The 26,372-nt window shown below is 70.6% G+C and carries 32 protein-coding genes; 4 read left to right on the top strand and 28 right to left on the bottom strand.

Annotation, left to right across the window (positions count from 1 at the left end; genetic code table 11):
• Positions 1-292: 292 nt before the first annotated feature.
• From DN051_RS16650 to tsaB, 4 genes are read right to left on the bottom strand one after another with little or no spacing between them, the layout of a single operon-like run.
• On the bottom strand, positions 293-550 hold the full coding sequence (locus DN051_RS16650; RefSeq protein ID WP_053759485.1) for a hypothetical protein: 258 nt from the start codon (positions 548-550) through the stop codon (positions 293-295).
• On the bottom strand, positions 547-1,638 hold the full coding sequence (tsaD, locus tag DN051_RS16655) for a tRNA (adenosine(37)-N6)-threonylcarbamoyltransferase complex transferase subunit TsaD (RefSeq protein ID WP_112438997.1): 1,092 nt from the start codon (positions 1,636-1,638) through the stop codon (positions 547-549). The genes DN051_RS16650 and tsaD overlap by 4 nt, the downstream gene beginning before the upstream one ends.
• On the bottom strand, positions 1,631-2,161 hold the full coding sequence (gene rimI, locus DN051_RS16660; protein ID WP_053759487.1) for a ribosomal protein S18-alanine N-acetyltransferase: 531 nt from the start codon (positions 2,159-2,161) through the stop codon (positions 1,631-1,633). Before rimI ends, tsaD begins: the two co-directional genes overlap by 8 nt.
• Entirely contained in the window at positions 2,158-2,811 is a 654-nt protein-coding gene (tsaB, locus tag DN051_RS16665; RefSeq protein WP_112438998.1) for a tRNA (adenosine(37)-N6)-threonylcarbamoyltransferase complex dimerization subunit type 1 TsaB, read from the bottom strand. Before tsaB ends, rimI begins: the two co-directional genes overlap by 4 nt.
• Before the next feature lie 118 nt (positions 2,812-2,929).
• Here tsaB and DN051_RS16670 point away from each other — a divergent pair, with 118 nt between their 5' ends.
• Positions 2,930-3,481: a hypothetical protein gene (locus tag DN051_RS16670; RefSeq protein WP_053759489.1), complete on the top strand. Its 552-nt coding sequence runs from the start codon at positions 2,930-2,932 to the stop codon at positions 3,479-3,481.
• A 105-nt stretch (positions 3,482-3,586) separates the two neighbouring features.
• Here the strand turns inward: DN051_RS16670 and DN051_RS45810 are convergent, their stop codons facing one another.
• The 7 genes from DN051_RS45810 to glmS all read right to left on the bottom strand — a co-directional run bounded on the left by DN051_RS45810 (position 3,587) and on the right by glmS (position 11,131).
• Positions 3,587-3,760 carry a hypothetical protein gene (locus DN051_RS45810; RefSeq protein WP_199314944.1) on the bottom strand — a complete coding sequence of 58 codons (174 nt, stop codon included), beginning with the start codon at positions 3,758-3,760 and terminating at the stop codon, positions 3,587-3,589.
• Between the two features lie 140 nt (positions 3,761-3,900).
• Positions 3,901-4,413, bottom strand: coding sequence for a tRNA (adenosine(37)-N6)-threonylcarbamoyltransferase complex ATPase subunit type 1 TsaE (tsaE, locus tag DN051_RS16675; RefSeq protein ID WP_112438999.1), 513 nt, complete (start codon positions 4,411-4,413; stop codon positions 3,901-3,903).
• Positions 4,379-5,626, bottom strand: a complete 1,248-nt coding sequence (locus DN051_RS16680; protein ID WP_112439000.1) for an alpha/beta fold hydrolase — start codon at positions 5,624-5,626, stop codon at positions 4,379-4,381. The genes tsaE and DN051_RS16680 overlap by 35 nt, the downstream gene beginning before the upstream one ends.
• 171 nt (positions 5,627-5,797) lie before the next feature.
• Positions 5,798-6,976: an alanine racemase gene (gene alr / locus DN051_RS16685; protein WP_053759492.1), complete on the bottom strand. Its 1,179-nt coding sequence runs from the start codon at positions 6,974-6,976 to the stop codon at positions 5,798-5,800.
• Between the two features lie 97 nt (positions 6,977-7,073).
• A complete protein-coding gene (locus DN051_RS16690; protein ID WP_112439001.1) occupies positions 7,074-8,504 on the bottom strand; it encodes an NAD(P)H-hydrate dehydratase in 1,431 nt (476 codons plus the stop codon).
• Positions 8,505-8,661: 157 nt separating this feature from the next.
• A complete protein-coding gene (locus tag DN051_RS16695) occupies positions 8,662-9,033 on the bottom strand; it encodes a holo-ACP synthase (RefSeq protein ID WP_053759494.1) in 372 nt (123 codons plus the stop codon).
• A 250-nt stretch (positions 9,034-9,283) separates the two neighbouring features.
• Positions 9,284-11,131: a glutamine--fructose-6-phosphate transaminase (isomerizing) gene (glmS, locus tag DN051_RS16700; protein WP_053759495.1), complete on the bottom strand. Its 1,848-nt coding sequence runs from the start codon at positions 11,129-11,131 to the stop codon at positions 9,284-9,286.
• A gap of 200 nt (positions 11,132-11,331) precedes the next feature.
• Between glmS and coaA the strand changes: the two genes are divergently transcribed.
• Positions 11,332-12,300, top strand: coding sequence for a type I pantothenate kinase (coaA, locus tag DN051_RS16705; protein WP_053759496.1), 969 nt, complete (start codon positions 11,332-11,334; stop codon positions 12,298-12,300).
• Positions 12,301-12,334: 34 nt separating this feature from the next.
• Positions 12,335-13,276: a DUF389 domain-containing protein gene (locus DN051_RS16710; protein ID WP_112439002.1), complete on the top strand. Its 942-nt coding sequence runs from the start codon at positions 12,335-12,337 to the stop codon at positions 13,274-13,276.
• 104 nt (positions 13,277-13,380) lie between these two features.
• Here the strand turns inward: DN051_RS16710 and glmM are convergent, their stop codons facing one another.
• The 4 genes from glmM to DN051_RS16730 all read right to left on the bottom strand — a co-directional run bounded on the left by glmM (position 13,381) and on the right by DN051_RS16730 (position 16,464).
• A complete protein-coding gene (gene glmM, locus DN051_RS16715; protein ID WP_053759498.1) occupies positions 13,381-14,739 on the bottom strand; it encodes a phosphoglucosamine mutase in 1,359 nt (452 codons plus the stop codon).
• A 218-nt stretch (positions 14,740-14,957) separates the two neighbouring features.
• Positions 14,958-15,470, bottom strand: coding sequence for a 30S ribosomal protein S9 (gene rpsI, locus DN051_RS16720; protein ID WP_010036632.1), 513 nt, complete (start codon positions 15,468-15,470; stop codon positions 14,958-14,960).
• Between the two features lie 42 nt (positions 15,471-15,512).
• A complete protein-coding gene (gene rplM, locus DN051_RS16725; RefSeq protein ID WP_053759499.1) occupies positions 15,513-15,956 on the bottom strand; it encodes a 50S ribosomal protein L13 in 444 nt (147 codons plus the stop codon).
• 268 nt (positions 15,957-16,224) lie between these two features.
• Positions 16,225-16,464: a hypothetical protein gene (locus tag DN051_RS16730; protein WP_053759500.1), complete on the bottom strand. Its 240-nt coding sequence runs from the start codon at positions 16,462-16,464 to the stop codon at positions 16,225-16,227.
• A 74-nt stretch (positions 16,465-16,538) separates the two neighbouring features.
• On the opposite strand from DN051_RS16730, the gene DN051_RS16735 reads away from it, so the two are divergent.
• Positions 16,539-17,417, top strand: coding sequence for a hypothetical protein (locus tag DN051_RS16735; RefSeq protein ID WP_053759501.1), 879 nt, complete (start codon positions 16,539-16,541; stop codon positions 17,415-17,417).
• A 114-nt stretch (positions 17,418-17,531) separates the two neighbouring features.
• Here the strand turns inward: DN051_RS16735 and truA are convergent, their stop codons facing one another.
• The 13 genes from truA to rpsE all read right to left on the bottom strand — a co-directional run bounded on the left by truA (position 17,532) and on the right by rpsE (position 26,344).
• Positions 17,532-18,389, bottom strand: coding sequence for a tRNA pseudouridine(38-40) synthase TruA (truA, locus tag DN051_RS16740; RefSeq protein WP_112439003.1), 858 nt, complete (start codon positions 18,387-18,389; stop codon positions 17,532-17,534).
• 73 nt (positions 18,390-18,462) lie between these two features.
• Positions 18,463-18,984, bottom strand: coding sequence for a 50S ribosomal protein L17 (rplQ, locus tag DN051_RS16745; RefSeq protein WP_053759503.1), 522 nt, complete (start codon positions 18,982-18,984; stop codon positions 18,463-18,465).
• Between the two features lie 173 nt (positions 18,985-19,157).
• Complete coding sequence (locus DN051_RS16750) at positions 19,158-20,180, bottom strand: DNA-directed RNA polymerase subunit alpha (RefSeq protein WP_003966937.1); 1,023 nt, start codon at positions 20,178-20,180, stop codon at positions 19,158-19,160.
• Between the two features lie 125 nt (positions 20,181-20,305).
• Positions 20,306-20,710 (bottom strand): 30S ribosomal protein S11, encoded by a 405-nt coding sequence (gene rpsK / locus DN051_RS16755; RefSeq protein WP_003956432.1) that lies wholly within the window; start codon positions 20,708-20,710, stop codon positions 20,306-20,308.
• A 65-nt stretch (positions 20,711-20,775) separates the two neighbouring features.
• A complete protein-coding gene (gene rpsM / locus DN051_RS16760) occupies positions 20,776-21,156 on the bottom strand; it encodes a 30S ribosomal protein S13 (protein ID WP_053759504.1) in 381 nt (126 codons plus the stop codon).
• A 192-nt stretch (positions 21,157-21,348) separates the two neighbouring features.
• Positions 21,349-21,462, bottom strand: coding sequence for a 50S ribosomal protein L36 (gene rpmJ, locus DN051_RS16765; RefSeq protein WP_003974245.1), 114 nt, complete (start codon positions 21,460-21,462; stop codon positions 21,349-21,351).
• Between the two features lie 60 nt (positions 21,463-21,522).
• The gene (infA, locus tag DN051_RS16770) at positions 21,523-21,744 is read right to left on the bottom strand and encodes a translation initiation factor IF-1 (RefSeq protein ID WP_003948620.1); all 222 of its coding nucleotides are present in this window, start codon (positions 21,742-21,744) and stop codon (positions 21,523-21,525) included.
• A 141-nt stretch (positions 21,745-21,885) separates the two neighbouring features.
• The gene (gene map, locus DN051_RS16775) at positions 21,886-22,722 is read right to left on the bottom strand and encodes a type I methionyl aminopeptidase (protein WP_053759505.1); all 837 of its coding nucleotides are present in this window, start codon (positions 22,720-22,722) and stop codon (positions 21,886-21,888) included.
• A 163-nt stretch (positions 22,723-22,885) separates the two neighbouring features.
• Positions 22,886-23,548, bottom strand: coding sequence for an adenylate kinase (locus tag DN051_RS16780; RefSeq protein ID WP_112439004.1), 663 nt, complete (start codon positions 23,546-23,548; stop codon positions 22,886-22,888).
• Entirely contained in the window at positions 23,548-24,861 is a 1,314-nt protein-coding gene (gene secY, locus DN051_RS16785) for a preprotein translocase subunit SecY (protein ID WP_053759507.1), read from the bottom strand. Before secY ends, DN051_RS16780 begins: the two co-directional genes overlap by 1 nt.
• Before the next feature lie 234 nt (positions 24,862-25,095).
• Positions 25,096-25,551, bottom strand: coding sequence for a 50S ribosomal protein L15 (rplO, locus tag DN051_RS16790; RefSeq protein WP_053759508.1), 456 nt, complete (start codon positions 25,549-25,551; stop codon positions 25,096-25,098).
• A gap of 2 nt (positions 25,552-25,553) precedes the next feature.
• Entirely contained in the window at positions 25,554-25,736 is a 183-nt protein-coding gene (gene rpmD / locus DN051_RS16795) for a 50S ribosomal protein L30 (protein WP_003974250.1), read from the bottom strand.
• A gap of 2 nt (positions 25,737-25,738) precedes the next feature.
• On the bottom strand, positions 25,739-26,344 hold the full coding sequence (gene rpsE, locus DN051_RS16800; protein ID WP_009190144.1) for a 30S ribosomal protein S5: 606 nt from the start codon (positions 26,342-26,344) through the stop codon (positions 25,739-25,741).
• Between the last annotated feature and the right edge of the window lie 28 nt (positions 26,345-26,372).

The raw sequence follows: 26,372 nt of genomic DNA on the forward strand, positions 1-26,372 counted from the left end.
GCGGCTGTCACGCCGACCGGAAGGGACGACCACCCGCGACCGTCACGCGGCCGGACGACCACCGGCGGCCGTCACCGCGGCCGGAAGGGACGACCGCCGGCGGGAAGCACCGCGGCCGGGGAGGATCGACCGCCCAGGGAGGTCACCCCGGCCGGAAGGGACGACCACCCACGGCCGTCACCGCGGCCGGAAGGGACGACCGCCGGCGGGAAGCACCGCGGCCGGGGAGGATCGACCGCCCAGGGAGGTCACCCCGGCCGGTGGGAACCGCCCCGCCCGCGCCGGCGCGCCGTCAGGCATCCTCCAGCGACTCGAACCGCCACCGGTGCACCGCCCGGGTGACCAACCCGTCAGCCGGTTCGGGCAGTTCGGGCAGGTCGGCGTCGTACGGCGCGTCCCACCAGGTGATCACGAGCACCCGGTCCTGCGGCGCCCGGAAGGTCTCCCGGCGCGCCGGGCGCGCCGGGAGCTCCTGGGCCCGCGCCCAGGACAGCAGCTCCTCCCCGCGCCCGGCCGCCGCCCGCGCCTCCCACATCAGCGCCACCGTCACGAGTACAGGTTCCCCTCGCCGACCTCGTGCACATGGTCGTGGGTGTGGCCGGGCACGTGCGGTTCCGTCACGGGCAGCGACGAGTCCGCCGACAGGTCCCAGCTCGACGCCGGCCGGTTGCGGGCCACCATCTCGGCGCCCAGCGCCGCGACCATCGCCCCGTTGTCCGTGCACAGCTTGGGGCGCGGCACCCGGAGCCGGATCCCGGCCGCCTCGCAGCGCTCCTGGGCGAGGGCGCGCAGCCGCGAGTTGGCGGCCACGCCGCCGCCGATCATCAGGTGGTCGACGCCCTCGTCCTTGCAGGCCCGTACCGCCTTGCGGGTCAGCACGTCCACGACCGCCTCCTGGAAGGAAGCCGCCACGTCCCGGACCGGTACCTCATCGCCCGCCGCCCGCCTGGCCTCGATCCAGCGGGCGACCGCCGTCTTCAGCCCGGAGAAGGAGAAGTCGTAGACCGGGTCGCGCGGGCCGGTCAGTCCGCGCGGGAACGCGATGGCGCCCGGGTCGCCCTCGCGGGCGTAGCGGTCGATGACCGGGCCGCCGGGGAAGCCGAGGTCGAGCACCCGGGCGATCTTGTCGAAGGCCTCGCCGGCCGCGTCGTCGATGGTGGCGCCCATCGGCCGCACGTCGGAGGTGATGTCGGTGGACAGCAGCAGCGACGAGTGGCCGCCGGACACCAGCAGCGCCATCGTCGGCTCGGGCAGCGCCCCGTGCTCCAGCTGGTCGACGCAGATGTGCGAGGCCAGGTGGTTGACGCCGTACAGCGGCTTGCCCAGCGCGTAGGCGTACGCCTTCGCCGCCGAGACACCGACCAGCAGGGCACCGGCGAGGCCCGGCCCGGCGGTCACCGCGATGCCGTCGAGGTCCCGCGCGCCGACGCCCGCGTCCTTCAGCGCCCGTTCGATGGTCGGCACCATCGCCTCCAGGTGCGCACGGGACGCCACTTCCGGCACGACACCGCCGAAGCGGGCGTGCTCGTCGACGCTGGAGGCGACGGCGTCCGCGAGCAGGGTGGTGCCCCGGACGATGCCGACGCCGGTCTCGTCGCAGGAGGTCTCGATCCCCAGCACCAGGGGTTCGTCAGCCATGGATCTCGGTTCCTTGTTCAGAGGTCGCACCCGGGGCGGAGCCGCTGCCGGATGCCGTGGTCAGGCGCATCACCAAGGCGTCCACGTTGCCCGGCTGGTAGTAGCCGCGCCGTACGCCGATGGCCTCGAAGCCGAAGCGCTCGTACAGCTTCCGGGCGCGGACGTTGTCCACCCGGCATTCGAGCATCACCTCGGCGCAGTCGAAGGCGGTGGCGGCCCTCAGCAGCTCGGTGAGCAGCCGGGCACCGAGTCCGGTGCCCCACTGCTCACGGGCGACGGCGATCGTCTGGACGTCGCCGACGGCCCCGGCGGCGGCGAGCCCGGCGTAGCCGACGATCCGGCCGCCGTCCTCGGCGACCACGTACCGCCGGGTCGCCCCGGGCCCGCGGGAATGGGCCAGCTCGGACCAGAACATGCCCCGCGACCAGGCGTCCTCGGGGAAGAGGTCCTTCTCCAGCTCCAGCACGGGGTCGATGTCCCACCAGCGCATCTCGCGCAGCACGGGCGTCACGGGCTCGGTCACTTGGGGGTGACCACCTTGTAGTTCTTGGGCACCTGGGCGTCGGGACGGCGCAGGTACAGCGGCCGCGGTGCGGGCAGTTCCTCGCCGGCTCGCAGTTTCTCGGCGGCGAGGCGGGCCAGGGCGGCGGCCGAGACGTGCTCGGGCTCGTGCGCGTGGGGGAAGGTGTCGGGATAGAGCAGGGCGCCCGCGCCGACCGCGGGCAGGCCCGCGACCTGCTCGGCGATCTCGGCGGGCTTGTCGACGGCCGGTTCGGTCAGACGCGTGCGGGAGTCCGCGTACCGCGCCCAGTAGACCTCCTTGCGCCGGGCGTCGGTCGCCACGACGAAGGGGCCCTCCATGTCGGCCGCGTAGGCCAGTCCGTCCAGGGTGCAGACGCCGTGCACGGGCACGCCGAGCACGAGCCCGAAGGTGTCGGCGGTCATCAGACCGACGCGCAGCCCGGTGTACGGGCCGGGGCCGATCCCCACGACGACTCCGGTGACGGCGTCCAGCGTGAGCCCCGCGTCGTCGAGCACCCGGTCGACGGCCGGCAGCAGCAGTTCTCCGTGCCGGCGGGCGTCCACCTGGCTGGACGAGGCGATGACGTCCGAGCCGTCGTGCAGGGCGACGGTCACGGCGGGGGTGGCGGTATCCAGAGCGAGCAAGAGCACGCAAACAGCGTACGGCCACCGCGCCCCGGGCACGCCCGCCCGGACCGAACCCTTCCGTGCTGCTACCGTCACCTACCGTCACCACAAGAACGGACATACGACCCGGAGGTGGGCGTCCGTGGCCAGCGGCAGCGCAGGTATCGTCACCGGACTCACCGCGGCGGCGCTCGCGGCGGTCGGATTCCTCGCCCATCAGGCGGCGACGCACGTCCCGGCGGAGCTGAGCGCGCGGCAGGGCGGCAAGGCCGCGGCGATCGTCTCGAAGGCCCCGCGCGACAAGCGGCACCCGACCGCGCTGCCCGGGAACTCCGGCATCGGCGAACGGGTCGTGTACTCGCTGGACGACGACCGCGTGTGGCTGGTCGGCGCCGACAACAAGGTGCGGCGCACCTTCAGGGTCACCCCCAGCCCGGTGGACCCGGCCCCGGGCAGCTACACGGTCACGTCCCGCTCCGGCGCGGTCACCGGCTCGGACGGCATCCCCGTGGAGCACGTCGTCCGCTTCTCCGTCGTGAAGGGCGTGGTGATCGGCTTCAGCGCGGCGAAGGACGGCTCGATGCAGTCGCCCGACCCGTCGGTGCGGACCGGCGGCATCCGTCAGTCACGTGTGGACGGCGACGAGATGTGGTACTTCGCGACGATCGGCCAGAAGATCGTCGTCATCCGCTGAGGTCGTCCGCTCAAGGCCGTCCGATCGGGGCCGCCCGCTCGGGACTGTCGGCTCGGGACTGTCGGCTCGGGGCCGTCCGCCCTTTCCGGTGGCCTGCCCGGTGTGTCAGGCCGCCTCGCGGTGCCTCTCGGGCAGCCGCGGCGAGCGCGGCTCGGGAGCGCGCGGTGGGGTGGAGACCGCCTTGGCGGCGGCGCAGGACGCCAGCAGGTCGCGCATCGACACGCCGGTCACGACGCGCGGCACCGGCCTGTCTCGCTCGTCTCGTTCCGTGGTCGACATGGACGCCTCCTGAGCCCGGGGGCGGACGTGGTTAGGTAGACCTAACTACGGACTGGGTACCATGTGACCACGCCCGGGAGGCCGGACGCAATATCTTCCCGACGTCTTGTCGGAACGTTCATGAAGTCCGCGCGTCGCCCTCAGGCCGTGAGCACGCCCAGGTCCACCGCGGCCCAGCGCTCGCCGATCCCGGTCAGCGTCACGTGCCGCACCTCGTCCGTGGTGTCCCCGACGGTGCGGTGGATGGCGATGCGCAGCCGGTCGTCGGTCAGCCCCTCGACCTTGCCGTCGCCCCACTCCACGACGATCACCGAGTCGGACAGCGACACGTCGAGGTCGAGGTCGTCCATCTCGTCCAGCCCGCCGCCGAGCCGGTAGGCGTCGACGTGGACCAGCGGCGGTCCGTCGCCGAGGGCGGGGTGCACCCGGGCGATGACGAAGGTGGGCGAGGTGACCGCGCCGCGCACCGCGAGCCCCTCGCCGAGGCCGCGGGTCAGCGTCGTCTTGCCGGCGCCGAGTTCTCCCGAGAGCATCACCAGGTCGCCGGCGCGCAGCAGTTTGGCGAGGCGGCGGCCCAGCTCGCGCATCTGCTCGGGCGCGTTGACGGTCAGCTCGGTCTCAGCCGGGTTGTGCGGTGCCGCTGGTGCTTCCATAGCCACCCACGGTAGCCCCTGCGGGGACGGCACCCGCACGAGTGAGGAGATCGGCGAGCCGGTCGGTGACCACCTCCGGGTGCTCCAGCATCACCAGGTGCCCGGCGTCGGGCACCAGCACCAGTTCCGCGTCCGGGAGCAGGTCGGCTATGGCCTCGCTGTGTTCGCTGGGCGTGACGAGGTCCTTGACCCCGGCGAGGACGAGCACCGGCAGGTCCCGGAAGAGGGCGAGGGCCTCGGTCTTCTCGTGGTCGGTGAAGGCCGGGTAGAACTCGGCGACCACGTCGATCGGCGTGCCCTCGATCATCCGCTCCGCGAACCGGGCGACGGCCGGGTCCACTTCCCGGGACGCGAAGGAGTACCGCTTGATGATCCCGGCGAACAGGTCGGCGGTGGCCCGCCGTCCCCGCTCCACCAGTTCGGCCTGCTGCCCGAGCGCCTTCAGGACGCCGGGCAGGACCCGCCGCACCGCGTTGACGCCCGCGACGGGCAGTCCGAAGTTGACCTCGCCGAGCCGCCCCGACGACGTGCCGACGAGCGCGACGGCGACCACCCGCTCCCGGATCAGCTCGGGATACTGCGCGGCCAGCGCCATCACGGTCATCCCGCCCATGGAGTGCCCGACCAGCACGATCGGCCCCTCGGGAGCGGCCGCGTCCATGACCGCCTTCAGGTCGCGGCCGAGCTGGTCGATGGTGACCGGTACGCCGTCCTCGACCTGGGCCACTCCGCGTTCGGAACGGCCGTGGCTGCGCTGGTCCCAGTGCACGGTCCGCACGACGCCCCGGAGCGCGGCCCGCTGGAAGTGCCAGGAGTCCTGGCTGAGGCAGTAGCCGTGGCTGAGGACGACGGTGACGGGCGCGGGCGCCTTGCGGCCGAACAGCCTGCGGCGGCGCGGCGCCGTCCCCGGCTCGGTCTCGACCTCGTCGACCTCGTAGTACAGCTCGGTGCCGTCGTCGGCGTGGGCCCGGCCGGGCGTCCCGCGCAGCGCCCCGTACGGCCCCGCCGAGTCGAGGGCGAGGCGGGCCTTTCTGCGTATGCCGCGCCCGACCGTCATGCGCTCGATGGCGACACCGGCCGCCGCGCCGGCGGCGAGCACGCCTATCGCGGCGCCGGCGATGCCGGTCGCCTTGCGCCAGCTGCCGGCCGCCCCCGTGGCGGAGGCGACGGCCGCGGCGGCGCCCGCGACGCCGTCCGCACTGCTCTCGGTCACGTACCGCTCCTGTTCGCCGGGCTGGTTTCTCGGGTGGTTTCCAAGGTGGTGCTCCGGGTGGTTCCCGGGGTGGCGCCTCGGGCGGCACCGGTGACACGCACCACCGGGCGCACCCGACGCGCGGTGCACGACGCGGCCGCGTACGACGTGCCGTGCGGGGACCGGGGCCGGTTACCCGTCCTGTTCCCCGTTCACATAGACGCGGGGAACGCGCGTTCCGATGCGGGTGACGATTTCGTACGCGATGGTTCCCGCGGCCTGGGCCCAGTCCTCCGCGGTGGGCTCGCCGCGGTCGCCCGGCCCGAACAGGACGGCTTCCGCGCCGGTCCCGGGCTCGTCGCCGCCCAGGTCCACGACGAACTGGTCCATCGCGATACGGCCCGCGACGGTGCGCCACTTCCCCCCGATCAGCACCGGGCCGTTGCCCGAGGCGTGCCGGGGGATGCCGTCCGCGTAGCCGAGCGGGACGAGGCCGAGGGTGGTCCGGCCCGGTGTGGTGTAGCTGTGCCCGTAGCTCACGCCGTGGCCTGCGGGGACCTGCTTGACCAGGGCCAGCGACGCCGACAGCGTCATCACCGGGCGCAGTCCGAAGTCGGCCGGGGTGCCGATCTCGGGGCTGGGCGAGACGCCGTACAGCGCGATTCCGGTCCGGACGAGATCGAAGTGGGCCTCGGGGAGCGTCAGCGTGGCCGGGGAGTTGGCGATGTGCCGCACCTCGGGCCGCAGCCCCGCCTGCTCCGCGTACGCCACCATCTCCCGGAACAGGCCGAGCTGGTGGGCGATCGACGGGTGCCCGGGCTCGTCGGCGCAGGCGAAGTGCGACCACAGCCCCGTGACCCGCACGGTTCCCTCGGCCTCCGCCTCCAGGGCCCGTGCGACGAGCTCGCGCCAGTCCTCGCCCGGCTGGCAGCCGTTGCGCCCGAGGCCGGTGTCGGCCTTGAGCTGGATCAGGGCGGGCCGGCCGGCCTCGCGCGCCGCCTCGGCGACCTCGCGCAGGGCCCACATCCCGCTCACGGACACGTCGAGACCGGCCTCGATCGCCTCCCGCCAGGGGCCCTGGGGTGTCCACAGCCAGCACATGATCCTGACGTCCGCCGGCAGCTCACCCGAGGCGCGCAGCACGAGCGCCTCCTCGGGCGTGGCCGTGCCCAGCCAGGTCGCGCCGGCCTCGACCGCCGCCCGGGCACACGGCAGCGCGCCGTGCCCGTACGCGTCGGACTTCACCACGGCCATCAGGGCCGCGCCGGGCGCCAGCGCGCGCAGGGCACGGACATTGGCCCGCAGCGCGCCCAGATCGATCTCGGCACGGGCACGCAGCGGGGCGGTCGGCAGATGTGCAGTCGTACTCATCGCGTTCAGTCTCTCAGAGGGGCCGGACCGGCCTTCGCCACCGGCCCGGCGCGGCAGGGCACGTGCCGCCGCGGTTCACCGGCCGACGGCGGTCCGCTCAGTCGCGCACGTCCCGCCAGGCCGCCGCGATCGCCTCGGCCACGTCGTGCGCCCCCACCGGCGCGCCGTCCGCCGCGAACCTCCCGGCCAGTCCGTGCAGATACGCCGCCACGCTGCCCGCGTCCACCGCCCGGAGCCCGGCCGCCAGCAGCGATCCGGCCAGGCCCGACAGCACGTCCCCGCTTCCCGCGGTCGCGAGCCACGACGTGCCCGTCGCGTTCACCCGTACGGCGCCGCCGCCCGGCCCGGCCACCAGGGTCGTCGACCCCTTGAGGAGTACGGCTGCCCCGTACCGCTCCGCCAGTTCCCGTGCCGACGTCAGCCGGGCCGCCTCGACCTCCTCCCGGGCCACACCGAGCAGGGCCGCGGCCTCCCCGGCGTGCGGGGTCATCAGCGTCGGCGCGGCCCGGCCCCGTACCGCCGCGGGCTCCGCCAGCCGCAGTCCGTCCGCGTCCACCAGCACCGGCACGTCCGCCGTGAGCACCTCGGCGACCGTCGCCGCGTCGTCCCCGACCCCGGGCCCGACGACCCACGCCTGCACCCGCCCCGCGCTCCGGGGCCCCCGGTCGGACACGAGGGTCTCCGGGAACCGCGCGATCACCGCTTCGGCGGCCGGGCCCACGTACCGTACGGCGCCCGCCCCGCCCCGCAGCGCCCCGGCGACGGCGAGCACGGCGGCACCCGGATAGCGCGCGGACCCGGCGGCGATGCCCACCACACCCCGCCGGTACTTGTCGCTCTCGGCCCCCGGCAGCGGCAGCAGCGCGGCCACGTCCGTGTGCTGCAGAGCCTCCAACTCCGCCTCGGCGGCCAGTTCCAGGCCGATGCCGACGAGCCGCACGGAGCCGGCGTACTCCCGGGCCGGATCCACCAGCAGCCCGGGTTTGTGCGTACCGAACGTCACGGTCAGATCGGCCCGGACGGCCGCACCGTTCACCTGTCCGGAGTCGGCGTCGACCCCGCTCGGCAGGTCCACGGCGACGACGGCGGCCCGCGCCCGCGCCGCCGCCTCCGCGAGCGGCACCGCCTCCGCGCGCAGCCCGCCCTTGCCCCCGATGCCCACGATCCCGTCCACGACGAGGTCGGCGCGCGCGATCAGTTCCTCGGCGCCACCGGTGCCGGACACGGTGCCCCCGGCCCGCCGCAGCGCCGCGAGCCCGCCGGTGTGGGCCCGTTCGGGCGACAGCAGGACCGCGGTCACGCCCGCGCCGCGCCGGGCCAGCCGCGCCCCGGCGTACAGCGCGTCACCTCCGTTGTCCCCGCTGCCGACCAGCAGCACGACCCGGCTGCCGTAGACCCGCCCGAGCAGGTCCGCGCAGGCGGCGGCGAGGCCGGAGGCCGCCCGCTGCATCAGGGCGCCCTCCGGAAGCCGCGCCATCAAGTCCCGTTCGGCCGCCCTGACCGTCTCCACGCTGTACGCAGTCCGCATACGCCCGAGTCTCCCCCACAACACCGGCCACGGCGCCCCCGTGCGGACGCGCGACCGGCCGTACCGACGTCCCCGCCCCCACCGGATGAATCGATTCAGAACCACCCTCGGGAACAGCCGTCGGCCGAGTGGACGCCCGCGCCGACGGCGTCGCCCCTCACCCTTCCGCGATCACCACCGCCGAGGCCACGCCCGCGTCGTGACTGAGCGACACATGCCAGGACTTCACGCCGAGTTCCGCCGCCTTGGCGGCCACCGTCCCCTTCACCCGCAGCCGCGGCTGCCCGCTCTCCTCGACGTACACCTCGGCGTCCGTCCAGTGCAGCCCGGGCGGGCCGCCGAGCGCCTTGGCCAGCGCCTCCTTGGCGGCGAACCGCACGGCGAGCGAGGCGACGCCCCGGCGATCGCCGCTGGGCAGCAGCAACTCGCTGCGCAGGAACAGCCGGTCGACCAGTCCCGGCGTCCGCTTGATGGACTCCTCGAACCGGTCGATCTCGGCCACGTCGATGCCGACCCCGATGATGCTCATGCCGAGCACCCTACGGCGACGGGGCGAGCACGAGCTCCGACAGGCCGGGCCCGCACCCGCCGGCCGCCCGGAGCCCCGCCCTCGGGCCACCGAAGTCGGCGCGCACCACACGCACTTGCCCCGGGAGCCGCCCCGGAGGGCGGCCAACTCCCCACCCCCGCGGCCGTCCGCGAGCCCGAAGCCCCGGTGCCGCCCGCACCCTCGCCTTCCCGGCCGAGGCCTCCGACCCCTTCGCCGACGCCCTGAGGACCTACTCCACCGTCACCGACTTCGCCAGGTTGCGCGGCTGATCGACGTCGTTGCCGCGCGCCGTCGCCAGCTCGCACGCGAACACCTGCATCGGCACGGCGGCGACCAGCGGCTGGAGCAGCGTCGGTGTCACCGGGATGCGGACGAGATGGTCGGCGTACGGCACCACCGCCTCGTCGCCCTCCTCCGCGATCACGATCGTGCGCGCGCCGCGGGCGCGGATCTCCTGGATGTTGGACACGATCTTGTCGTGCAGCACCGAGCGCCCCCGCGGCGACGGCACGACCACCACCACCGGCAGGTCCTCCTCGATCAGCGCGATCGGCCCGTGCTTGAGCTCACCGGCCGCGAAGCCCTCGGCGTGCATGTAGGCGAGTTCCTTCAGCTTCAGCGCGCCCTCCAGCGCCACCGGGTAGCCGACGTGCCGCCCCAGGAACAGCACCGTGTTCTTGTCGGCCAGCGACCGCGCGAGCTCCCGGACCGGCTCCATCGTCTTCAGGACCCGCTCCACGGCGCCGGAGATCGACGACAGGTCCTTGATCACGTCCTGGATCTCGTCGCCCCACTTGGTGCCCCGCACCTGCCCCAGGTACAGCGCGACCAGGTAGCACGCGACCAGCTGCGTCAGGAACGCCTTCGTCGAGGCGACCGCGACCTCCGGCCCGGCGTGCGTGTACAGCACCGCGTCCGACTCACGCGGAATGGTGGAACCGTTGGTGTTGCAGATCGCCAGCACGTGGGAGCCCTGTTCACGGGCGTGCCGCAGGGCCATCAGCGTGTCCATGGTCTCGCCGGACTGCGAGACGGCGATCACCAGCGTCTGCGGATCGAGGATCGGGTCCCGGTAGCGGAACTCGCTCGCCAGCTCCACCTCGCACGGAATCCGGGTCCAGTGCTCGATCGCGTACTTCGCGATCAGCCCCGCGTGGAAGGCCGTGCCGCACGCGACGATGACCACCTTGTCGAGCTCGCGCAGCACCCTCGGCGGGATCCGCAGCTCGTCCAGCCGCAGCGAGCCGGCCGCGTCGATCCGTCCCAGCAGCGTGTCGGCGACCGCCTTGGGCTGCTCGGCGATCTCCTTGAGCATGAAGTAGTCGTAGCCCCCCTTCTCCGCCGCGGACGCGTCCCAGTCCACGTGGTACGACCTGACGTCCGCGGGACGGCCGTCGAAGCCGGTCACCGTGGCACCGTCCCGGCGCAGCTCCACCACCTGGTCCTGGCCCAGCTCGATCGCCGACCGCGTATGGGCGATGAACGCGGCGACGTCGGAGGCGAGAAAGGCCTCGCCCTCTCCGATGCCCACCACCAGCGGCGAGTTGCGGCGCGCCCCGACGACCACGTCCGGCTCGTCCGCGTGCACCGCGACCAGCGTGAACGCCCCTTCCAGCCGCCGGCACACCAGCCGCATCGCCTCGGCCAGGTCCGCGCAGGAGGAGAACTCCTCGGCGAGCAGATGCGCGACCACCTCGGTGTCGGTCTCGGACGCCAGCTCGTGTCCGCGCTCCGCCAGCTCGGCCCGCAGGGCGGCGAAGTTCTCGATGATGCCGTTGTGCACGACGGCGACACGCCCCGCGTTGTCGAGATGCGGGTGCGCGTTGGCGTCGGTGGGCCCGCCGTGCGTGGCCCACCGGGTGTGCCCGATGCCGGTCGAGCCGGTCGGCAGCGGCTGCTCCGCCAGCGCCTTCTCCAGGTTGACCAGTTTCCCGGCCCGCTTCGCCGCGGCCAGGCCGCCATCCGCGAGCACGGTGACCCCCGCCGAGTCGTATCCCCGGTACTCCAGCCGTTTCAGCCCGGCCACCACGACATCGAGTGCCGACTGCGGCCCCACGTATCCCACGATTCCGCACATGACCGGCAGCCTACGATCGAATTCCGATCCAAACCGGCCAGAGCGTGCCCGAAATCGGAAATTCCCACGCCGGTACGAACATCATCTCGGGGCAGTTCCATCCCGGCCGCCCCCGACGCCGAAGATCCGCGTGACGGACGCCACCCGGCTGTCCGTTCGTACTGCCGTAACAATGGACTGTGATCTCTCCGGTCTCCCCGATGCCCCGGAGCGCCCATCGGCCCAGGCCGGAGGCGACTCCCTACGTCGACCTCACCCGCTCGGAGTGGAGCGCGCTGCGCGACAAGACTCCGCTGCCGCTCAGCGCGGAGGAGGTCGAGAAACTGCGTGGCCTCGGCGACGTCATCGACCTCGACGAGGTACGGGACATCTATCTGCCGCTGTCCCGGCTCCTCAATCTCTACGTCGGCGCCACGGACGCCCTGCGCGGCGCCCTGAACACCTTCCTCGGCGAACAGGGCTCCCAGTCCGGCACCCCCTTCGTGATAGGCGTCGCCGGCTCGGTCGCCGTGGGCAAGTCCACCGTCGCCCGGCTGCTCCAGGCCCTGCTCTCCCGCTGGCCGGAACACCCCCGCGTCGAGCTCGTCACCACCGACGGCTTCCTCCTGCCCACCGAGGAACTGCAGGCCCGCGGCCTGATGTCGCGCAAGGGCTTCCCCGAGTCGTACGACCGCCGGGCCCTGACCCGGTTCGTCGCCGACATCAAGGCCGGCAAGGACGAGGTGACGGCCCCCGTCTACTCCCACCTGATCTACGACATCGTCCCCGGCCGGCGGCTCACCGTGCGCCGCCCGGACATCCTGATCGTCGAGGGCCTGAACGTCCTCCAGCCCGCCCTGCCCGGCAAGGACGGCCGCACCCGGGTCGGCCTGGCCGACTACTTCGACTTCAGCGTGTACGTCGACGCCCGTACCGAGGACATCGAGCGCTGGTACCTCGACCGGTTCACCAAGCTGCGCGCCACCGCGTTCCAGAACCCCTCGTCGTACTTCCGCAGGTACACCCAGGTCTCCGAGGAGGAGGCCCTCGACTACGCCCGCACCACCTGGCGCACGATCAACCGGCCCAACCTCGTCGAGAACGTCGCGCCCACCCGCGGCCGGGCCACCCTCGTCCTGCGCAAGGGCCCGGACCACAAGGTGCAGCGCCTGAGTCTGCGCAAGCTGTGACCACCACCGCCCGCAGCGCCACTACTCTGCCGCCATGCTGCATCTGCGCCTGATCACGCCGTCCGAGACGACCGAGGACGTGGTCCGGCTGATCGAGGACACCGTCGGCACCACCCATCTGGTGGTGCTCACGGGCGCGGCCCGCAACCCGGACGGCGACGTCGTCCTGTGCGACGTGGCGCGGGAGGCGGGCGACGGGCTCCTCACCGGGCTGCAGCGGCTGGGCCTCGACGACAGCGGCTCCATCGCCGTCGAGAACATCGACCTCTCCCTGTCGACGAGGGCCGACAAGGCCGAGGCGGAGGCGCCGGGCGAGGCCGCCGACGCCGTGCTGTGGGAGCACCTGACGGACGCGACCCACGAGGAGTCGACGCTCTCGGTCACCTATCTCGCCTTCATCACGCTCGCCACCATGATCGCGGCCTGCGGCGTGGTGCTCGACAACGCGATCCTGATCGTGGGCGCGATGGCGGTGGGACCCGAGTTCGGCCCGCTCGCGGGCATCTCCACCGCGATGGTGCAGCGCAGACCGCGCCTGGCGCTGCGCTCGATGATCGCGCTGCTCGTCGGCTTCGCGGTGGCGATGACGGTGACGGTGGGCTTCAGCTTCTTCATGGACGCGGTCGGCCTGTTCACCAAGGAGCAGCTGGAGGGCGACCGGCCGCAGACCGGCTTCGTCTACGCCCCCGACTGGTTCTCCTTCGTCGTGGCGGTCCTCGCCGGCGCCGCCGGCACCCTCTCCCTGACCTCCGCCAAGTCGGGAGCCCTGGTCGGCGTCGCCATCTCCGTGACCACCGTCCCGGCCGCCGCCAACGCCGCCGTCGCACTGAGCTACGGCGACACCCGGCAGACCTGGGGTTCCACGGAGCAGCTCCTGCTCAACCTGTTGGGCATCATCCTGGCGGGCACCCTCACCCTGCTCGCCCAGAAATGGTTCTGGTCCACCCGGCGGACCGGGCGGACCAGCACGTCCTAGCGCTGCGCGGGTCCGCACCCGGCGCCGCGGCAGCTGCGCCGGAAACCGCGTGACGGTCCACCGGGACCGGTGATCCGCCACGCGCGGGGCCGGCACCGCTCATGTCATCCCAGGGCGGACTTCACCGCATCGGCCAGCCGCCCGGCCACCGAACGGGCCTGGTCGATGTCCGCCGCCTCGACCATCACCCGCACCAGCGGCTCGGTGCCCGACGGCCGCAGCAGCACCCGCCCGGTGGCCCCGAGCTCCCGCTCGGCCTCCGCGACGGCGGCGGCGAGGTCCGCGGACGTCTTCACCCGCGTCTTGTCCACGTCCGGCACATTGATCAGCACCTGCGGCAGCCGCTCCATCACGGCGGCCAGCTCCCGCAGCGAACGCCCGCTCTGCGCGACCCGCGCGGCCAGCAGCAGCCCGGTGAGCGTGCCGTCACCCGTCGTGGCGTGGTCCAGGATGATCACGTGCCCGGACTGCTCGCCGCCGAGCGCGTAACCGTGCTCCTTCATCTCCTCCAGGACGTAGCGGTCCCCCACCGCCGTCTGCACGAGGTGGATCCCCTCGCGCTCCATGGCGAGCTTGAATCCGAGGTTGGACATCACGGTCGCCACCACCGTGTCGGCCCGCAGCGCGGAACGTTCCCGCATCGCCAGCGCGAGCACGGCCAGGATCTGGTCGCCGTCGACCTCCGCACCGGTGTGGTCCACGGCCAGGCAGCGGTCGGCGTCGCCGTCGTGCGCGATGCCGAGGTCGGCCCCGTGCTCCAGCACGGCGGCCTTGACCGGGTCGAGGTGGGTGGAGCCGCAGCCGTCGTTGATGTTGAGTCCGTCCGGTTCGGCACCGATCGTGACGACCTCGGCACCGGCCCGCCGGAACGCCTCCGGCGAGACCCCGGCGGCGGCGCCGTGCGCCTCGTCGAGGACGATCCGCAGTCCGTCCAGCCGGTGCGGCAGGACGTCCAGGAGGTGGGCGACGTACTGGTCGAATCCCTCGGTGTAGTCCCGCACCCGGCCGACACCGGCGCCGGTCGGCCGGTCCCAGGGCGCTCCGGTGCGGTGCTCCTCGTAGACGGACTCGATGCGGTTCTCGATGTCGTCGGGCAGTTTGTGACCGCCGCGCGCGAAGAACTTGATGCCGTTGTCGGGCATGGCGTTGTGGCTGGCGGAGAGCATCACACCGAGGTCGGCACCGAGCGCCCCGGTGAGGTGGGCGACGGCCGGCGTCGGCAGCACACCGACCCGCAGGACGTCCACACCGGCGCTGGCCAGACCGGCGACCACGGCGGCCTCCAGGAACTCCCCGGACGCACGCGGGTCCCGCCCCACCACCGCGGTCGGCCGGTGGCCCGCGAAGGTGCCCGCCTCGGCCAGCACGTGAGCCGCCGCGACGGACAGACCGAGCGCCATCTCGGCCGTCAGATCCGCGTTGGCGACACCACGAACGCCGTCCGTGCCGAAGAGTCGTCCCACTTGTCCTCCTGAGGAAAGCGTCAGTTCCGGAAGCCCAGCCGGTGCGGCCCGCGCATGCGGCTCCCGCCTCCCAGGCATACGATGCCTGGCCATCCGATCACACAAGCCTCTGAGCGTCTTGTGCCGTTATACGCCTCGTGGCTGTGATAAACGAACGCCCCGGCGGCACTGTGGCGTGCCGCCGGGGCGTTCGGAGTAGCTGCAGGCGAAGCCGAAGCTTAGCGCTTGCTGTACTGCGGAGCCTTGCGGGCCTTCTTCAGACCGGCCTTCTTGCGCTCGACCGCACGGTCGTCGCGGCGCAGGAAGCCGGCCTTCTTGAGCGCGCCGCGGTTGTTGTCGACGTCGGCCTCGTTCAGCGCGCGGGCGACACCGAGACGGAGCGCACCGGCCTGACCGGAGACACCGCCACCGGCGATGCGGGCGATGACGTCGTAGCGGCCCTCGAGCTCCAGAACCTTGAAGGGCTCGTTGACTTCCTGCTGGTGCACCTTGTTGGGGAAGTAGTCCTCAAGGGTGCGACCGTTGATCTTCCACTTGCCGGTGCCCGGGACGATCCGGACACGGGCGATGGCGTTCTTGCGACGGCCCAGGCCGGCGGCCGGCTGGGGCTCGCCGAAACGGGACGCCATCGACTCCGAGGTGTACTCGCCCTCGACGGGGACCTCGGACTCGGTGGTGTAGCTGTCGATGTCAAGCTCTTCGAGCGGCTGCTCGGCAGTGGTCTCGGCCACGATTCTCCTCAGATTCTCTTCGGTCTTAGGGGGTGGCCGGACTTACTGCGCGACCTGGGTGATCTCGAACGGAACCGGCTGCTGGGCAGCGTGCGGGTGGTTCTCGCCGCGGTAGACCTTCAGCTTCGAGAGCATCTGACGGCCCAGGGTGTTCTTGGGGAGCATGCCCTTGACGGCCTTCTCGATGGCCTTCTCGGGGTTCTTCTCCAGCAGCTCGTCGTAGCGGACGGAGCGCAGACCACCCGGGTAGCCGGAGTGGCGGTACGCCATCTTCTGGGTCCGCTTGTTGCCGGACAGGTGCACCTTGTCGGCGTTGATGACGATGACGAAGTCACCAGCGTCGATGTGCGGGGCGTAGATCGGCTTGTGCTTGCCCCGGAGAAGGGTCGCTGCGGTGGTGGCGAGACGACCCAGGACGATGTCCTGAGCGTCGATGACGTGCCACTGGCGCGTCACATCGCCGGGCTTGGGGCTGTACGTACGCACGGTTCGTAGCCTTCGCTTCTTCAGTGAATGGTCCTGACAAGGTCACCGAAGACGATCACGACAGCCCTGACCGCACAGCGGTGACGCAAACCGCGTGCTGGTCGCTGGTCATCGGCCCGGTGGACCGGTGTAAGGGCCCCTCACGTGAGAATGAGCAAGCCAATACACAACGAACAAGCAGAATACCTGCGGCGCGTCCACCCGGTCAAAACGGGTCCGCCACCACCTGGCAGCCTGCTCGTTTCCACTTTACGGCCTCTTCCCGGCCTCACCTGGCATTCCGGGACGCGACGACCGCCACACACACCCTGATCAGGCGCTTCAGACCCTGCCGGAAGCGGGGCGAGCAGCAGCGGGAGAGGAGCGGGGCGCAGTAGCCGTACGACGAGAAGGCGGCCAGGTACCCGGAGAGCACCATCCCCACCGCGACATCGACGAGCACCGCCCGCCCGCACCACGCGGCCCTTCGCACCAACCACCCGGAGATGCCGTATTTGCCCGTCCTCATGGAGCGAACGCTAGGGGCTCCAGGGCTCGTTGAGGCGGACCAGCACACCCCTCGGCCCGTCTAAGATGCGCCCCATGAGCTTTGGGCAGGGGGGACCCCAGTCCCAGTGGGATCCCTGGAAACCGAATTCGCAGCAGCAGCCCTGGAGCACCGGCGGCCAGAGCCCGGACTGGGCGGCTCTCGCCGAGGCGTCCGAGGCGCGCAACAAGCGCCGCAGACTGCTGTTCATCGGCGGCGGCGCGCTCGCCACCGTCGCGATCGGTGCTGCCGTCGCCGTGGCCGTCGTCTCGGCGAACGGCAGCAGCACGGCGTCGAACCAGCCCGGAACCCGGCTGCCCTCGACCGCGGACATCCCGAGCCGGTCGGCCACGGCCCCGTCGTTCGCGCCGACCAGCGCGCCGCCCCCGCTGGACCCGAAGGACTTCATCGCCAGCAAGAAGAAGGACACGGCGCCGCTCGACGTCGGCTCGCTCTTCCCCGGCACCCAGCTGACCATGGGTGACACGGTGTACAAGAAGGGCCCCACCGCCGACACCGGGAACTGCGCCAACGCGGCCGGCCGCAGCCTGCCGAAGATCCTGGAGGCGAACGACTGCACCCGCCTGCTCCGGGTGACCTACACCAAGGGCGGCATCGCGGTCACGGTCGGCGTGGCCGTCTTCGACACCGAGGCCCAGGCGACGCGCACCAAGAACGACGCCGACAGCAAGAGCATCGTCAAGTCGCTGTCCGGCGGCGGCATCAAGGACTTCTGCAACGCCGCCGTCTGCCGCTCGACGACCAACTCCTACGGCCGCTACGCCTACTTCACGATCGCCGGCTTCGCCAACGGCAACGACGTGACGTCGAAGGACACCGAGGTCTTCACCACGGGCGACGACCTGGCCGAGTTCGCCTTCCGCCAGATCCGCCGCCGCGGCGAGGCCCAGGCATCAGCAGCCGCGAACGAGTAACCATCCCCAGCCCGTCCGGCGCTTGAGGACGAGGCCGTTCAGGCCGAAGCGGGGGTGTGGGGGCGGCAGCCCCCACACGCTCACGCACGTACCCCGCTGCAGAGGGGACCCCCCTCAGCAGCACCCCGCCCCCCGCAACGACCTCTTGTTCCGCGCCTCCTTGTTCCGCGCGGCCAGCAACTCGTCGGCCGGATACCCGACCTCCTCCAGCGTCAGCCCGTGCGGCCGCACCACGTGCACCGCCGAGTCCCGTACGCCCGCGGCGAGCACCTTCCCCGGCCAGTCCGCCCCCCGGTGCCCGTCCCCCACGAACAGCAGCGCCCCGATCAGCGAGCGCACCATGTTGTGGCAGAAGGCGTCGGCCCGCACGGTCGCGGTGATGATCCCGTCGTCCCCGCGCACCAGGCTCAGCTCCTGGAGCGTCCGGATGGTGGTCGCGCCCTCACGCCGCTTGCAGTACGCCGCGAAGTCGTGCTCCCCGAGCAGCCGGCGCGCGGCCTCGTTCATGGCGTCGACGTCGAGCGGCCAGTCGTGCCACAGGACGTGCCCGCGCAGCAGCGGATCGACACCCCCGGGGTTGTCGGTGACGCGGTAGGCGTAGCGGCGCCAGACGGCCGAGAACCGGGCGTTGAATCCCGCCGGGGCCTCGGTCAGCCGCCAGACCCGCACATCCTTCGACAGCCGCCCGGCGAGCCGCTTGAGCAGCTTCTCCCGGTGTTCCGCCCACAGCTCCTCGGGCAGATCGACATGCGCCACCTGCCCGCGCGCGTGCACACCCGCGTCCGTCCGCCCGGCCACGGTCAGCTCGTACGTCGTCTCCCCGGACCGCGTGACCGTCCGCAGCGCGTCCTCGATCTCGCCCTGGACGGTCCGCTTCCCACCGGCCTGCTTGGCCCAGCCGTGAAAGCCGCTCCCGTCGTAGGACAGGTCGAGCCGCACTCGCACGAACCCGGGCTGTACTTCGTCACTCACCCCTAGATCCTCTCAGCAACGCCGAAGCGGGCCCGTCCCCAGGGACGGACCCGCTTCGTCGCATGGCAGAGCCTCAGGCGTCCTTGGACTCCTCGGCGGCGGCCTCGTCGGCCGGCTTGGCGTCCTCGACGACCTCGTCGGACTTGGCCTCGACGGCCTCGTCCTTCTTCAGGGCGTCTTCCTTGACCGCACGCTTGGTGGCGGCCTCGGCCTCACCCGTGGCCTGCTGAGCGACCGTCAGCGCCTCGACCAGCTCGATGACGGCCATGGGCGCGTTGTCGCCACGGCGGTTACCGATCTTGGTGATGCGGGTGTAGCCACCCGGACGGTTCTCGTAGCGCGGGCCGATCTCGGTGAAGAGCGTGTGGACGATGCTCTTGTCCGTGATCACCTGGAGCACCTGACGGCGGTTGTGAAGGTCGCCCTTCTTCGCCTTGGTGACCAGACGCTCCGCGTACGGGCGCAGGCGGCGAGCCTTGGCCTCGGTGGTGGTGATCCGGCCGTGCTCGAAGAGCGCCTTCGCGAGGTTCGCGAGGAGCAGCTTCTCGTGCGCGGCGCTGCCGCCAAAACGGGCACCCTTGGTGGGCTTCGGCATGGTGATTCTCCTGTGTGTCTGCCCCGGCCGTATCAGGTACCGGGGTCAGTATCCGAGCAGACGGTCGCCTGTCGGAGATCCAGGCCCCCGAAGGGGCCTGGAAGGGGCGCGGGGAGCTGCGCGGCAAGCCGCCGAGCACCCGCACCCGAGTACGGACCGGGAGGCCCGAGCTCTCAGTACTGCTCGGTCTCCACGAACCCGGCGTCCGCGTCGTCGTCGGCGCCGAAGGCGTCGGCGGCGGCGGTCGGGTCGAATCCGGGCGGGCTGTCCTTCAGGGCCAGGCCCATGCCGGCCAGCTTCGCCTTGACCTCGTCGATCGACTTCGCACCGAAGTTGCGGATGTCGAGCAGGTCGGCCTCGGAGCGGGCGACGAGCTCACCCACGGAGTGGATGCCCTCGCGCTTGAGGCAGTTGTACGACCGAACGGTGAGCTCCAGCTCCTCGATCGGCAGCGCCAGATCGGCGGCGAGCGCGGCGTCCGTCGGGGACGGACCCATGTCGATGCCCTCGGCGTCGATGTTCAGCTCGCGGGCGAGACCGAACAGCTCGACCAGCGTCTTACCGGCGGAGGCCATGGCGTCACGCGGACGCATCGCCTGCTTGGTCTCGACGTCGACGATCAGCTTGTCGAAGTCGGTGCGCTGCTCGACACGCGTGGCCTCGACCTTGTACGTGACCTTCAGAACCGGCGAGTAGATGGAGTCGACCGGGATACGGCCGATCTCCTGGCCCACCTGCTTGTTCTGCACGGCGGAGACGTAGCCGCGGCCGCGCTCGACCGTGAGCTCCATCTCCAGCTTGCCCTTGCCGTTGAGCGTGGCGAGGACCAGGTCGGGGTTGTGCACCTCGACACCGGCCGGCGGCGCGATGTCGGCGGCGGTGACCAGACCCGGGCCCTGCTTGCGCAGGTACATCACGACCGGCTCGTCGTGCTCCGAGGAGACGACCAGCTGCTTGATGTTGAGGATCAGGTCGGTGACGTCCTCCTTGACGCCCGGCACGGTGGTGAACTCGTGCAGCACGCCGTCGATACGGATGGACGTGACCGCCGCACCCGGGATCGAGGACAGCAGGGTCCGGCGGAGGGAGTTGCCGAGGGTGTAGCCGAAGCCCGGCTCCAGCGGCTCGATCACGAACCGGGAGCGGAATTCGTCGACGACCTCTTCGGTCAACGAGGGACGCTGAGCGATCAGCATGTTGCGTTCCTTCTGTCAGGGGCGCCCGCTATTTGACGCCCTGAGGTGTAACAAGGGTACGGGCGATACGACCCGAAGGAGTCGTACCGCCCGAAAACCTCAGACCAAGCGGCCTGCGTCGAAGATCAGACGCGGCGGCGCTTGGGCGGACGGCAGCCGTTGTGCGGGGTCGGGGTGACGTCCTGGATGGAGCCGACCTCGAGACCCGTCGCCTGGAGGGAGCGGATCGCGGTCTCACGACCGGAGCCCGGGCCCTTGACGAACACGTCGACCTTGCGCATGCCGTGCTCCTGGGCGCGGCGGGCAGCCGACTCGGCGGCCATCTGCGCGGCGAACGGCGTGGACTTCCGGGAGCCCTTGAAGCCGACGTGGCCGGCGGAGGCCCAGGAGATCACGTTGCCGGACGGGTCCGTGATGGAGACGATCGTGTTGTTGAACGTGCTCTTGATGTGCGCGTGGCCGTGAGCGACGTTCTTCTTTTCCTTGCGGCGCACCTTCTTGGCAGCGCCCTGACGTCCCTTGGGGGGCATCTACTAACTCCTACGGGAGGTGGTCGGTCCTACAGCGAAGACCGTGGACAGGTGTCCGCTGCGGACTACTTCTTGCCCGGCTTCTTCTTGCCGGCGATGGCGCGACGCGGGCCCTTGCGGGTGCGAGCGTTCGTGCTGGTGCGCTGACCGCGGACGGGCAGACCACGACGGTGACGCAGACCCTGGTAGCAGCCGATCTCGACCTTGCGGCGGATGTCGGCCTGGATCTCGCGACGAAGGTCACCCTCGGTCTTGATGTTGTTGTCGACGAACTCGCGGATCGCGACGAGCTGCTCCTCGGAGAGGTCGCGGACGCGGGTGTTCGGGTCGACGCCGGTCGCGGCCAGCGTCTGCTGCGCAAGGGTCCGGCCGATGCCGAACACGTAGGTGAGGGCGACCTCCACGCGCTTTTCGCGCGGGATGTCAACACCGGAAACGCGTGCCATTCAATGGCTCCAGTTGATCTTCGGAGGTCTTCCGCAGAACCGACTCCCAGCCGCCGTACCAGGTACGAACTGGGTCCCCGGCCTCCGAACCGGGGGTATCAGACCTGAACGCTCAGGATCTGGATTCTGCGTATGAACATATTCAGCTCGCGTCGCGCGAATCTCTGCGATGCAGAGGGAAAGGTCCTGCGGTCAGCCCTGGCGCTGCTTGTGGCGCGGGTTGTCGCAGATGACCATGACCCGACCGTGACGGCGGATCACCCTGCACTTGTCGCAGATCTTCTTGACGCTCGGCTTGACCTTCATTGGGTGAGGTTCTCCGGGTCAGTTGCCGACGGTCCCGATCACACGGGCCCGGGGCAAGATCTACTTGTACCGGTAGACGATCCGGCCACGCGTCAGGTCGTACGGAGACAACTCCACCACGACCCGGTCGTCAGGGAGGATGCGGATGTAGTGCATACGCATCTTGCCGCTGATGTGTGCCAGGACCTGGTGGCCGTTCTGGAGCTCGACCTTGAACATGGCGTTCGGCAGAGACTCGACGACAGTGCCCTCGATCTCGATGGCACCTTGCTTCTTGGCCACGCTTCGCCCTTCGAATCGACTACCTTGATCGACTCCGTACGAGCGCATGCGGACATGCGGATGCACGAGAGCCGACGAGTCAGTCTACGTCAGCGCACCCTGAAAGACGAATCGGGGAAGTCTGCCCCACGCCGGAGATCGTTATGCAAGGGGGTCCGGGGCAGCGGTGACACCGTGCTCCGCCAGCTTGGCGCGGCCCCCGTCGGGAGCGGTGAGCACCAGCGGCCCCTGCTCGGTGAGGGCGACGGAGTGCTCCCAGTGCGAGGACCAGGTCCCGTCGGTGGTGACGACCGTCCAGTCGTCGCTCAGGACCTCCGTCTTCGGGGTCCCCAGCGACACCATGGGCTCGATGGCCAGACAGAGCCCCGGGACCAGCTTCGGCCCCTTGCCCCGGCGCCGCTCGACGTAGTTCAGCAGGTGCGGGTCCATGTGCATCTCGGTGCCGATGCCGTGGCCGCCGTAGTCCTCGACGATGCCGTAGCGGCCGCCGCCCGGCTTCGGCTGGCGGCGGATGTAGGTCTCGATGGCGCGCGAGACGTCGACGAGCCGGTGGCCCTGCTTCATCGCGGCGATACCGGCCCACATCGACTCCTCGGTCACCCGGGAGAGTTCGATCAGCTCCGGAGCGTGACCCGAGCCCACGAAGGCCGTGTAGGCGGCGTCACCGTGCCAGCCGTCCACGATCGCGCCGGCGTCGATGGAGATGACGTCCCCGTCCTTGAGGACGACGTCCTCGGACGGGATCCCGTGCACGACCACCTCGTTGACCGAGGTGCAGATCGTCGCCGGGAAGCCGCCGTATCCGAGGAAGTTCGACTTGGCACCGTGCTCCGCGAGCACCTTGCGCGCGACCTCGTCCAGGTCCTTGGTGCTGGCGCCCGGCACGGCCGCCTCACGGGTGGCCGCGTGGATCGCGGCAACGACCAGCCCCGCCTCTCGCATCTTGGCGATCTGCTCGGGGGTCTTGATCTGCACCATGAGGGCGACGGCCTTTCTGGACCGGTGGAGACGGACGCATTCAACGATACGGGCAGTGGGACTCCGTCACGCCGCGCGCAGCCGCGCCGAGCGCGCCACCCCCCACGCAGCAGCCGCGGCCCCCTCGGAAGGGGACCGCGGCCCGAAAGCTGCGTACGGACGACTACTGGTCGTCGTCGTCGCGCTTGAGCGCCTCCAGGGCGCGCTGCGTGACGTCGTCGACCGGGCCGAGCGCGGAGATGGTCACGACCAGCCCCTGCGCCCTGTAGTAGTCGATGATCGGCTCGGTCTGCGTGTGGTAGACCTCCAGCCGCTTGCGGACCGTCTCCTCGGAGTCGTCGTCGCGCTGGTACAGCTCGCCGCCGCAGACGTCGCAGACGCCGTCCTGCTTCGGAGCGCTGTACGTCACGTGGAAGACGTGGCTGGAGTCCTTCCGGCAGACGCGCCGGCCGGCGATCCGCTTGACGACCTCGTCCTCGGGGGCCTCCAGGTCGAGCACCGCGTCCAGCTTGATGCCCTCGGACTGAAGCAGTTCGTCCAGCGCCCCGGCCTGAGAGACGTTGCGCGGGAAGCCGTCCAGCAGGAAGCCGTTCTCGGCGTCCGGCTGCTCCATGCGGTCCTTCGCCATGGCGATGGTGACCTCGTCGGGCACCAGGTTGCCGGCGTCCATGTAGGACTTCGCCAGCTTGCCCAGGTCCGTCTGCCGGCTGATGTTGGCCCGGAACAGATCGCCCGTGGAGATGTGCGGGATCGACAGCTTCTCGGCGAGGCGTGTGGCCTGCGTACCCTTGCCCGCGCCCGGCGGCCCGACGAGGACGATTCGCATCAGCGGAGGAACCCTTCGTAATTGCGCTGCTGGAGCTGGCTCTCGATCTGCTTCACCGTTTCGAGGCCGACACCCACGATGATCAGGATGCTGGTCCCGCCGAACGGGAAGTTCTGGCTTGCACCGAAGCCGACCAACGCCATCGTCGGTACGAGAGCGATCAGACCCAGATACAGCGAGCCCGGCCAGGTGATGCGGTTGAGTACGTAACTCAGGTACTCAGCCGTCGGTCGGCCAGCCCGGATGCCCGGGATGAAGCCACCATACTTCTTCATGTTGTCCGCGACTTCCTCGGGGTTGAAGGAGATCGCCACGTAGAAGAACGCGAAGAAAACAATGAGCAAGAAGTACAGCGAGATGTAAATCGGGTGATCGCCACGGACGAGGTGGGCCTCGATCCAGGCCTTCCATTCGGAGTTTCCGCTGGAGAACTGCGCGATCAGAGCCGGGATGTAGAGCAGCGACGAGGCGAAGATGACGGGGATCACACCCGCCTGGTTCACCTTGAGGGGGATGTAGGTCGACGTGCCGCCGTAGGACCGGCGGCCGATCATCCGCTTGGCGTACTGCACCGGGATGCGGCGCTGGGCCTGCTCGACGAAGACCACCAGGCCGACCATGAACAGGCCGACGAGGATGACCGTGCCGAACTCGATCCAGCCGTCGGCCAGCGAGCCCTGCTGCTTGATGGCCCACAGGGCGGCGGGGAAGGTGGCGGCGATCGAGATGAACATCAGGATCGACATGCCGTTGCCGATGCCGCGGTCGGTGATCAGCTCACCGAGCCACATGACGACGGCCGTACCGGCGGTCATCGTGATGACCATGGTGATGGTGACGAAGATCGACTGGTCCGGGACGATCTGGTTCGCCACCGGGCAGCCGCTGAAGAGAGCGCCGCTGCGGGCGGTCGCCACCAGGCCGGTGCCCTGGAGGATCGCCAACGCGACGGTCAGGTAACGGGTGTACTGCGTGATCTTCGCCGTGCCGGCCTGGCCCTCCTTCTTGAGGGCTTCCAGGCGCGGAATCACCACCGTCAGCAGCTGGAGGATGATGCTCGCTGTGATGTACGGCATGATGCCGAGCGCGAAGATCGTGATCTGCAGCAGCGCGCCGCCACTGAACATGTTCACCAGACCGAACAGGCCCTGGTTGCCCTTGGCCACGTCGATACAGGTTTGGACGTTCTGGTAGTCGACACCCGGGATCGGGATGTGCGTACCGATCCGGTACACCACAATGATGCCGAGCGTGAAGAGCAGCTTCTTGCGCAGGTCGGGCGTCTTGAACGCCCGGGCGAACGCGGTGAGCACGGTGCCTCCTGCGACCCCCGCGCAACTGCGTCAAGGGTGACGGTCTTGAGGTTCGACTAATACGTAACGGTCAACTGCCGCTCAGAGTGCCCCAGGTTCGGCACGCTGTGAAAGTTGGCAGTGCAGGCCACCTTACCCGCGGCACTGCCACCCTTGGAACGACCAACCGGGGATACCCCATTTGTGGGGTATCCCCGGTCGGGATCGCTCAAGTCATCAAGACGCCTGAAGGGTTCAGACGAGCTCGGTGACGGTGCCGCCGGCGGCGGCGATCTTCTCCTTGGCGGACCCGGAGACGGCGTCGACCGTCACCTGGAGCGCCACGGAGACCTCGCCCTGGCCGAGGACCTTGACAAGGCTGTTCTTGCGCACGGCACCCTTGGCCACGAGACCCTCGACCGTGACCTCGCCACCCTCGGGGTAGAGCTCGGCCAGCTTGTCGAGGTTCACGACCTGGTACTCGGTCTTGAACGGGTTCTTGAAGCCCTTCAGCTTCGGGAGGCGCATGTGGAGCGGCATCTGGCCGCCCTCGAAGCGCTCCGGAACCTGGTAACGGGCCTTGGTGCCCTTGGTACCACGACCGGCCGTCTTACCCTTCGACGCCTCACCACGACCGACACGGGTCTTCGCGGTCTTGGCGCCGGGGGCGGGACGGAGGTTGTGGATCTTGAGCGGGTTCTGCTCCGCCATGATCAGTCGACCTCCTCGACCGTCACGAGGTGGCGGACGGTGTGCACCATGCCGCGGAACTCGGGGCGGTCCTCCTTGACGACCTGCGTGTTGATGCCCTTGAGACCAAGGGAACGCAGCGTGTCACGGTGGTTCTGCTTGCTGCCGATGTAGGACTTGACCTGCGTGATCTTGAGCTGCGCCATGATTACGCACCCGCCCCGGCACGCGCACGCAGCAGAGCGGCGGGCGCGACGTCCTCGAGCGGCAGACCACGGCGAGCCGCGATCTCCTCGGGACGCTGCAGACCCTTCAGGGCCTCCACGGTCGCGTGCACGATGTTGATCGCGTTGTCGGAGCCGAGCGACTTCGACAGCACGTCGTGGATACCGGCGCACTCCAGGACGGCACGCACGGGACCACCGGCGATAACACCGGTACCCGGCGAAGCCGGCTTGAGGAGGACAACACCGGCAGCCTTCTCACCCTGGATGGGGTGAGGGATGGTGCCCTGGATCCGGGGGACCTTGAAGAAGTGCTTCTTGGCCTCCTCAACACCCTTGGCGATGGCGGCCGGCACCTCCTTGGCCTTGCCGTATCCGACACCCACGGTGCCGTCACCGTCGCCCACCACGACCAGCGCGGTAAAGCTGAAGCGACGACCACCCTTCACAACCTTGGCGACGCGGTTGATCGCGACAACGCGCTCAACGTACGCGGTCTTCTCGGCGGCAGCAGCGCCGCCGTCACGGCCCTTCCGGTCCCGCCGCTCGCCGCCACCGGCACCGCCACCGCGGCGCTGGGGTCCAGCCATTGGATTTACCTCTTTCTATTCCGCTAGC

The organism is Streptomyces cadmiisoli (assembly GCF_003261055.1).
Taxonomy (GTDB): Bacteria; Actinomycetota; Actinomycetes; order Streptomycetales; family Streptomycetaceae; genus Streptomyces; species Streptomyces cadmiisoli.

Coding starts and splice junctions, on each gene's coding strand:
- DN051_RS16780 (WP_112439004.1), bottom strand. CDS start 23,548: ATGCGAATCGTCCTCGTCGGGCCGCCGGGCGCGGGCAAGGGTACGCAG.
- glmS (WP_053759495.1), bottom strand. CDS start 11,131: ATGTGCGGAATCGTGGGATACGTGGGGCCGCAGTCGGCACTCGATGTC.
- coaA (WP_053759496.1), top strand. CDS start 11,332: ATGCCCCGGAGCGCCCATCGGCCCAGGCCGGAGGCGACTCCCTACGTC.
- rpsK (WP_003956432.1), bottom strand. CDS start 20,710: ATGCCCCCCAAGGGACGTCAGGGCGCTGCCAAGAAGGTGCGCCGCAAG.
- DN051_RS16690 (WP_112439001.1), bottom strand. CDS start 8,504: ATGCGGACTGCGTACAGCGTGGAGACGGTCAGGGCGGCCGAACGGGAC.
- DN051_RS16730 (WP_053759500.1), bottom strand. CDS start 16,464: ATGAGGACGGGCAAATACGGCATCTCCGGGTGGTTGGTGCGAAGGGCC.
- DN051_RS45810 (WP_199314944.1), bottom strand. CDS start 3,760: ATGTCGACCACGGAACGAGACGAGCGAGACAGGCCGGTGCCGCGCGTC.
- rplO (WP_053759508.1), bottom strand. CDS start 25,551: ATGGCGGAGCAGAACCCGCTCAAGATCCACAACCTCCGTCCCGCCCCC.
- tsaE (WP_112438999.1), bottom strand. CDS start 4,413: ATGGAAGCACCAGCGGCACCGCACAACCCGGCTGAGACCGAGCTGACC.
- rpmD (WP_003974250.1), bottom strand. CDS start 25,736: ATGGCGCAGCTCAAGATCACGCAGGTCAAGTCCTACATCGGCAGCAAG.
- rpsM (WP_053759504.1), bottom strand. CDS start 21,156: ATGGCACGCGTTTCCGGTGTTGACATCCCGCGCGAAAAGCGCGTGGAG.
- DN051_RS16710 (WP_112439002.1), top strand. CDS start 12,335: ATGCTGCATCTGCGCCTGATCACGCCGTCCGAGACGACCGAGGACGTG.
- rpsE (WP_009190144.1), bottom strand. CDS start 26,344: ATGGCTGGACCCCAGCGCCGCGGTGGCGGTGCCGGTGGCGGCGAGCGG.
- DN051_RS16750 (WP_003966937.1), bottom strand. CDS start 20,180: ATGCTGATCGCTCAGCGTCCCTCGTTGACCGAAGAGGTCGTCGACGAA.
- alr (WP_053759492.1), bottom strand. CDS start 6,976: ATGAGTACGACTGCACATCTGCCGACCGCCCCGCTGCGTGCCCGTGCC.
- rplQ (WP_053759503.1), bottom strand. CDS start 18,984: ATGCCGAAGCCCACCAAGGGTGCCCGTTTTGGCGGCAGCGCCGCGCAC.
- map (WP_053759505.1), bottom strand. CDS start 22,722: ATGGTGCAGATCAAGACCCCCGAGCAGATCGCCAAGATGCGAGAGGCG.
- rpmJ (WP_003974245.1), bottom strand. CDS start 21,462: ATGAAGGTCAAGCCGAGCGTCAAGAAGATCTGCGACAAGTGCAGGGTG.
- tsaD (WP_112438997.1), bottom strand. CDS start 1,638: ATGGCTGACGAACCCCTGGTGCTGGGGATCGAGACCTCCTGCGACGAG.
- DN051_RS16735 (WP_053759501.1), top strand. CDS start 16,539: ATGAGCTTTGGGCAGGGGGGACCCCAGTCCCAGTGGGATCCCTGGAAA.
- DN051_RS16695 (WP_053759494.1), bottom strand. CDS start 9,033: ATGAGCATCATCGGGGTCGGCATCGACGTGGCCGAGATCGACCGGTTC.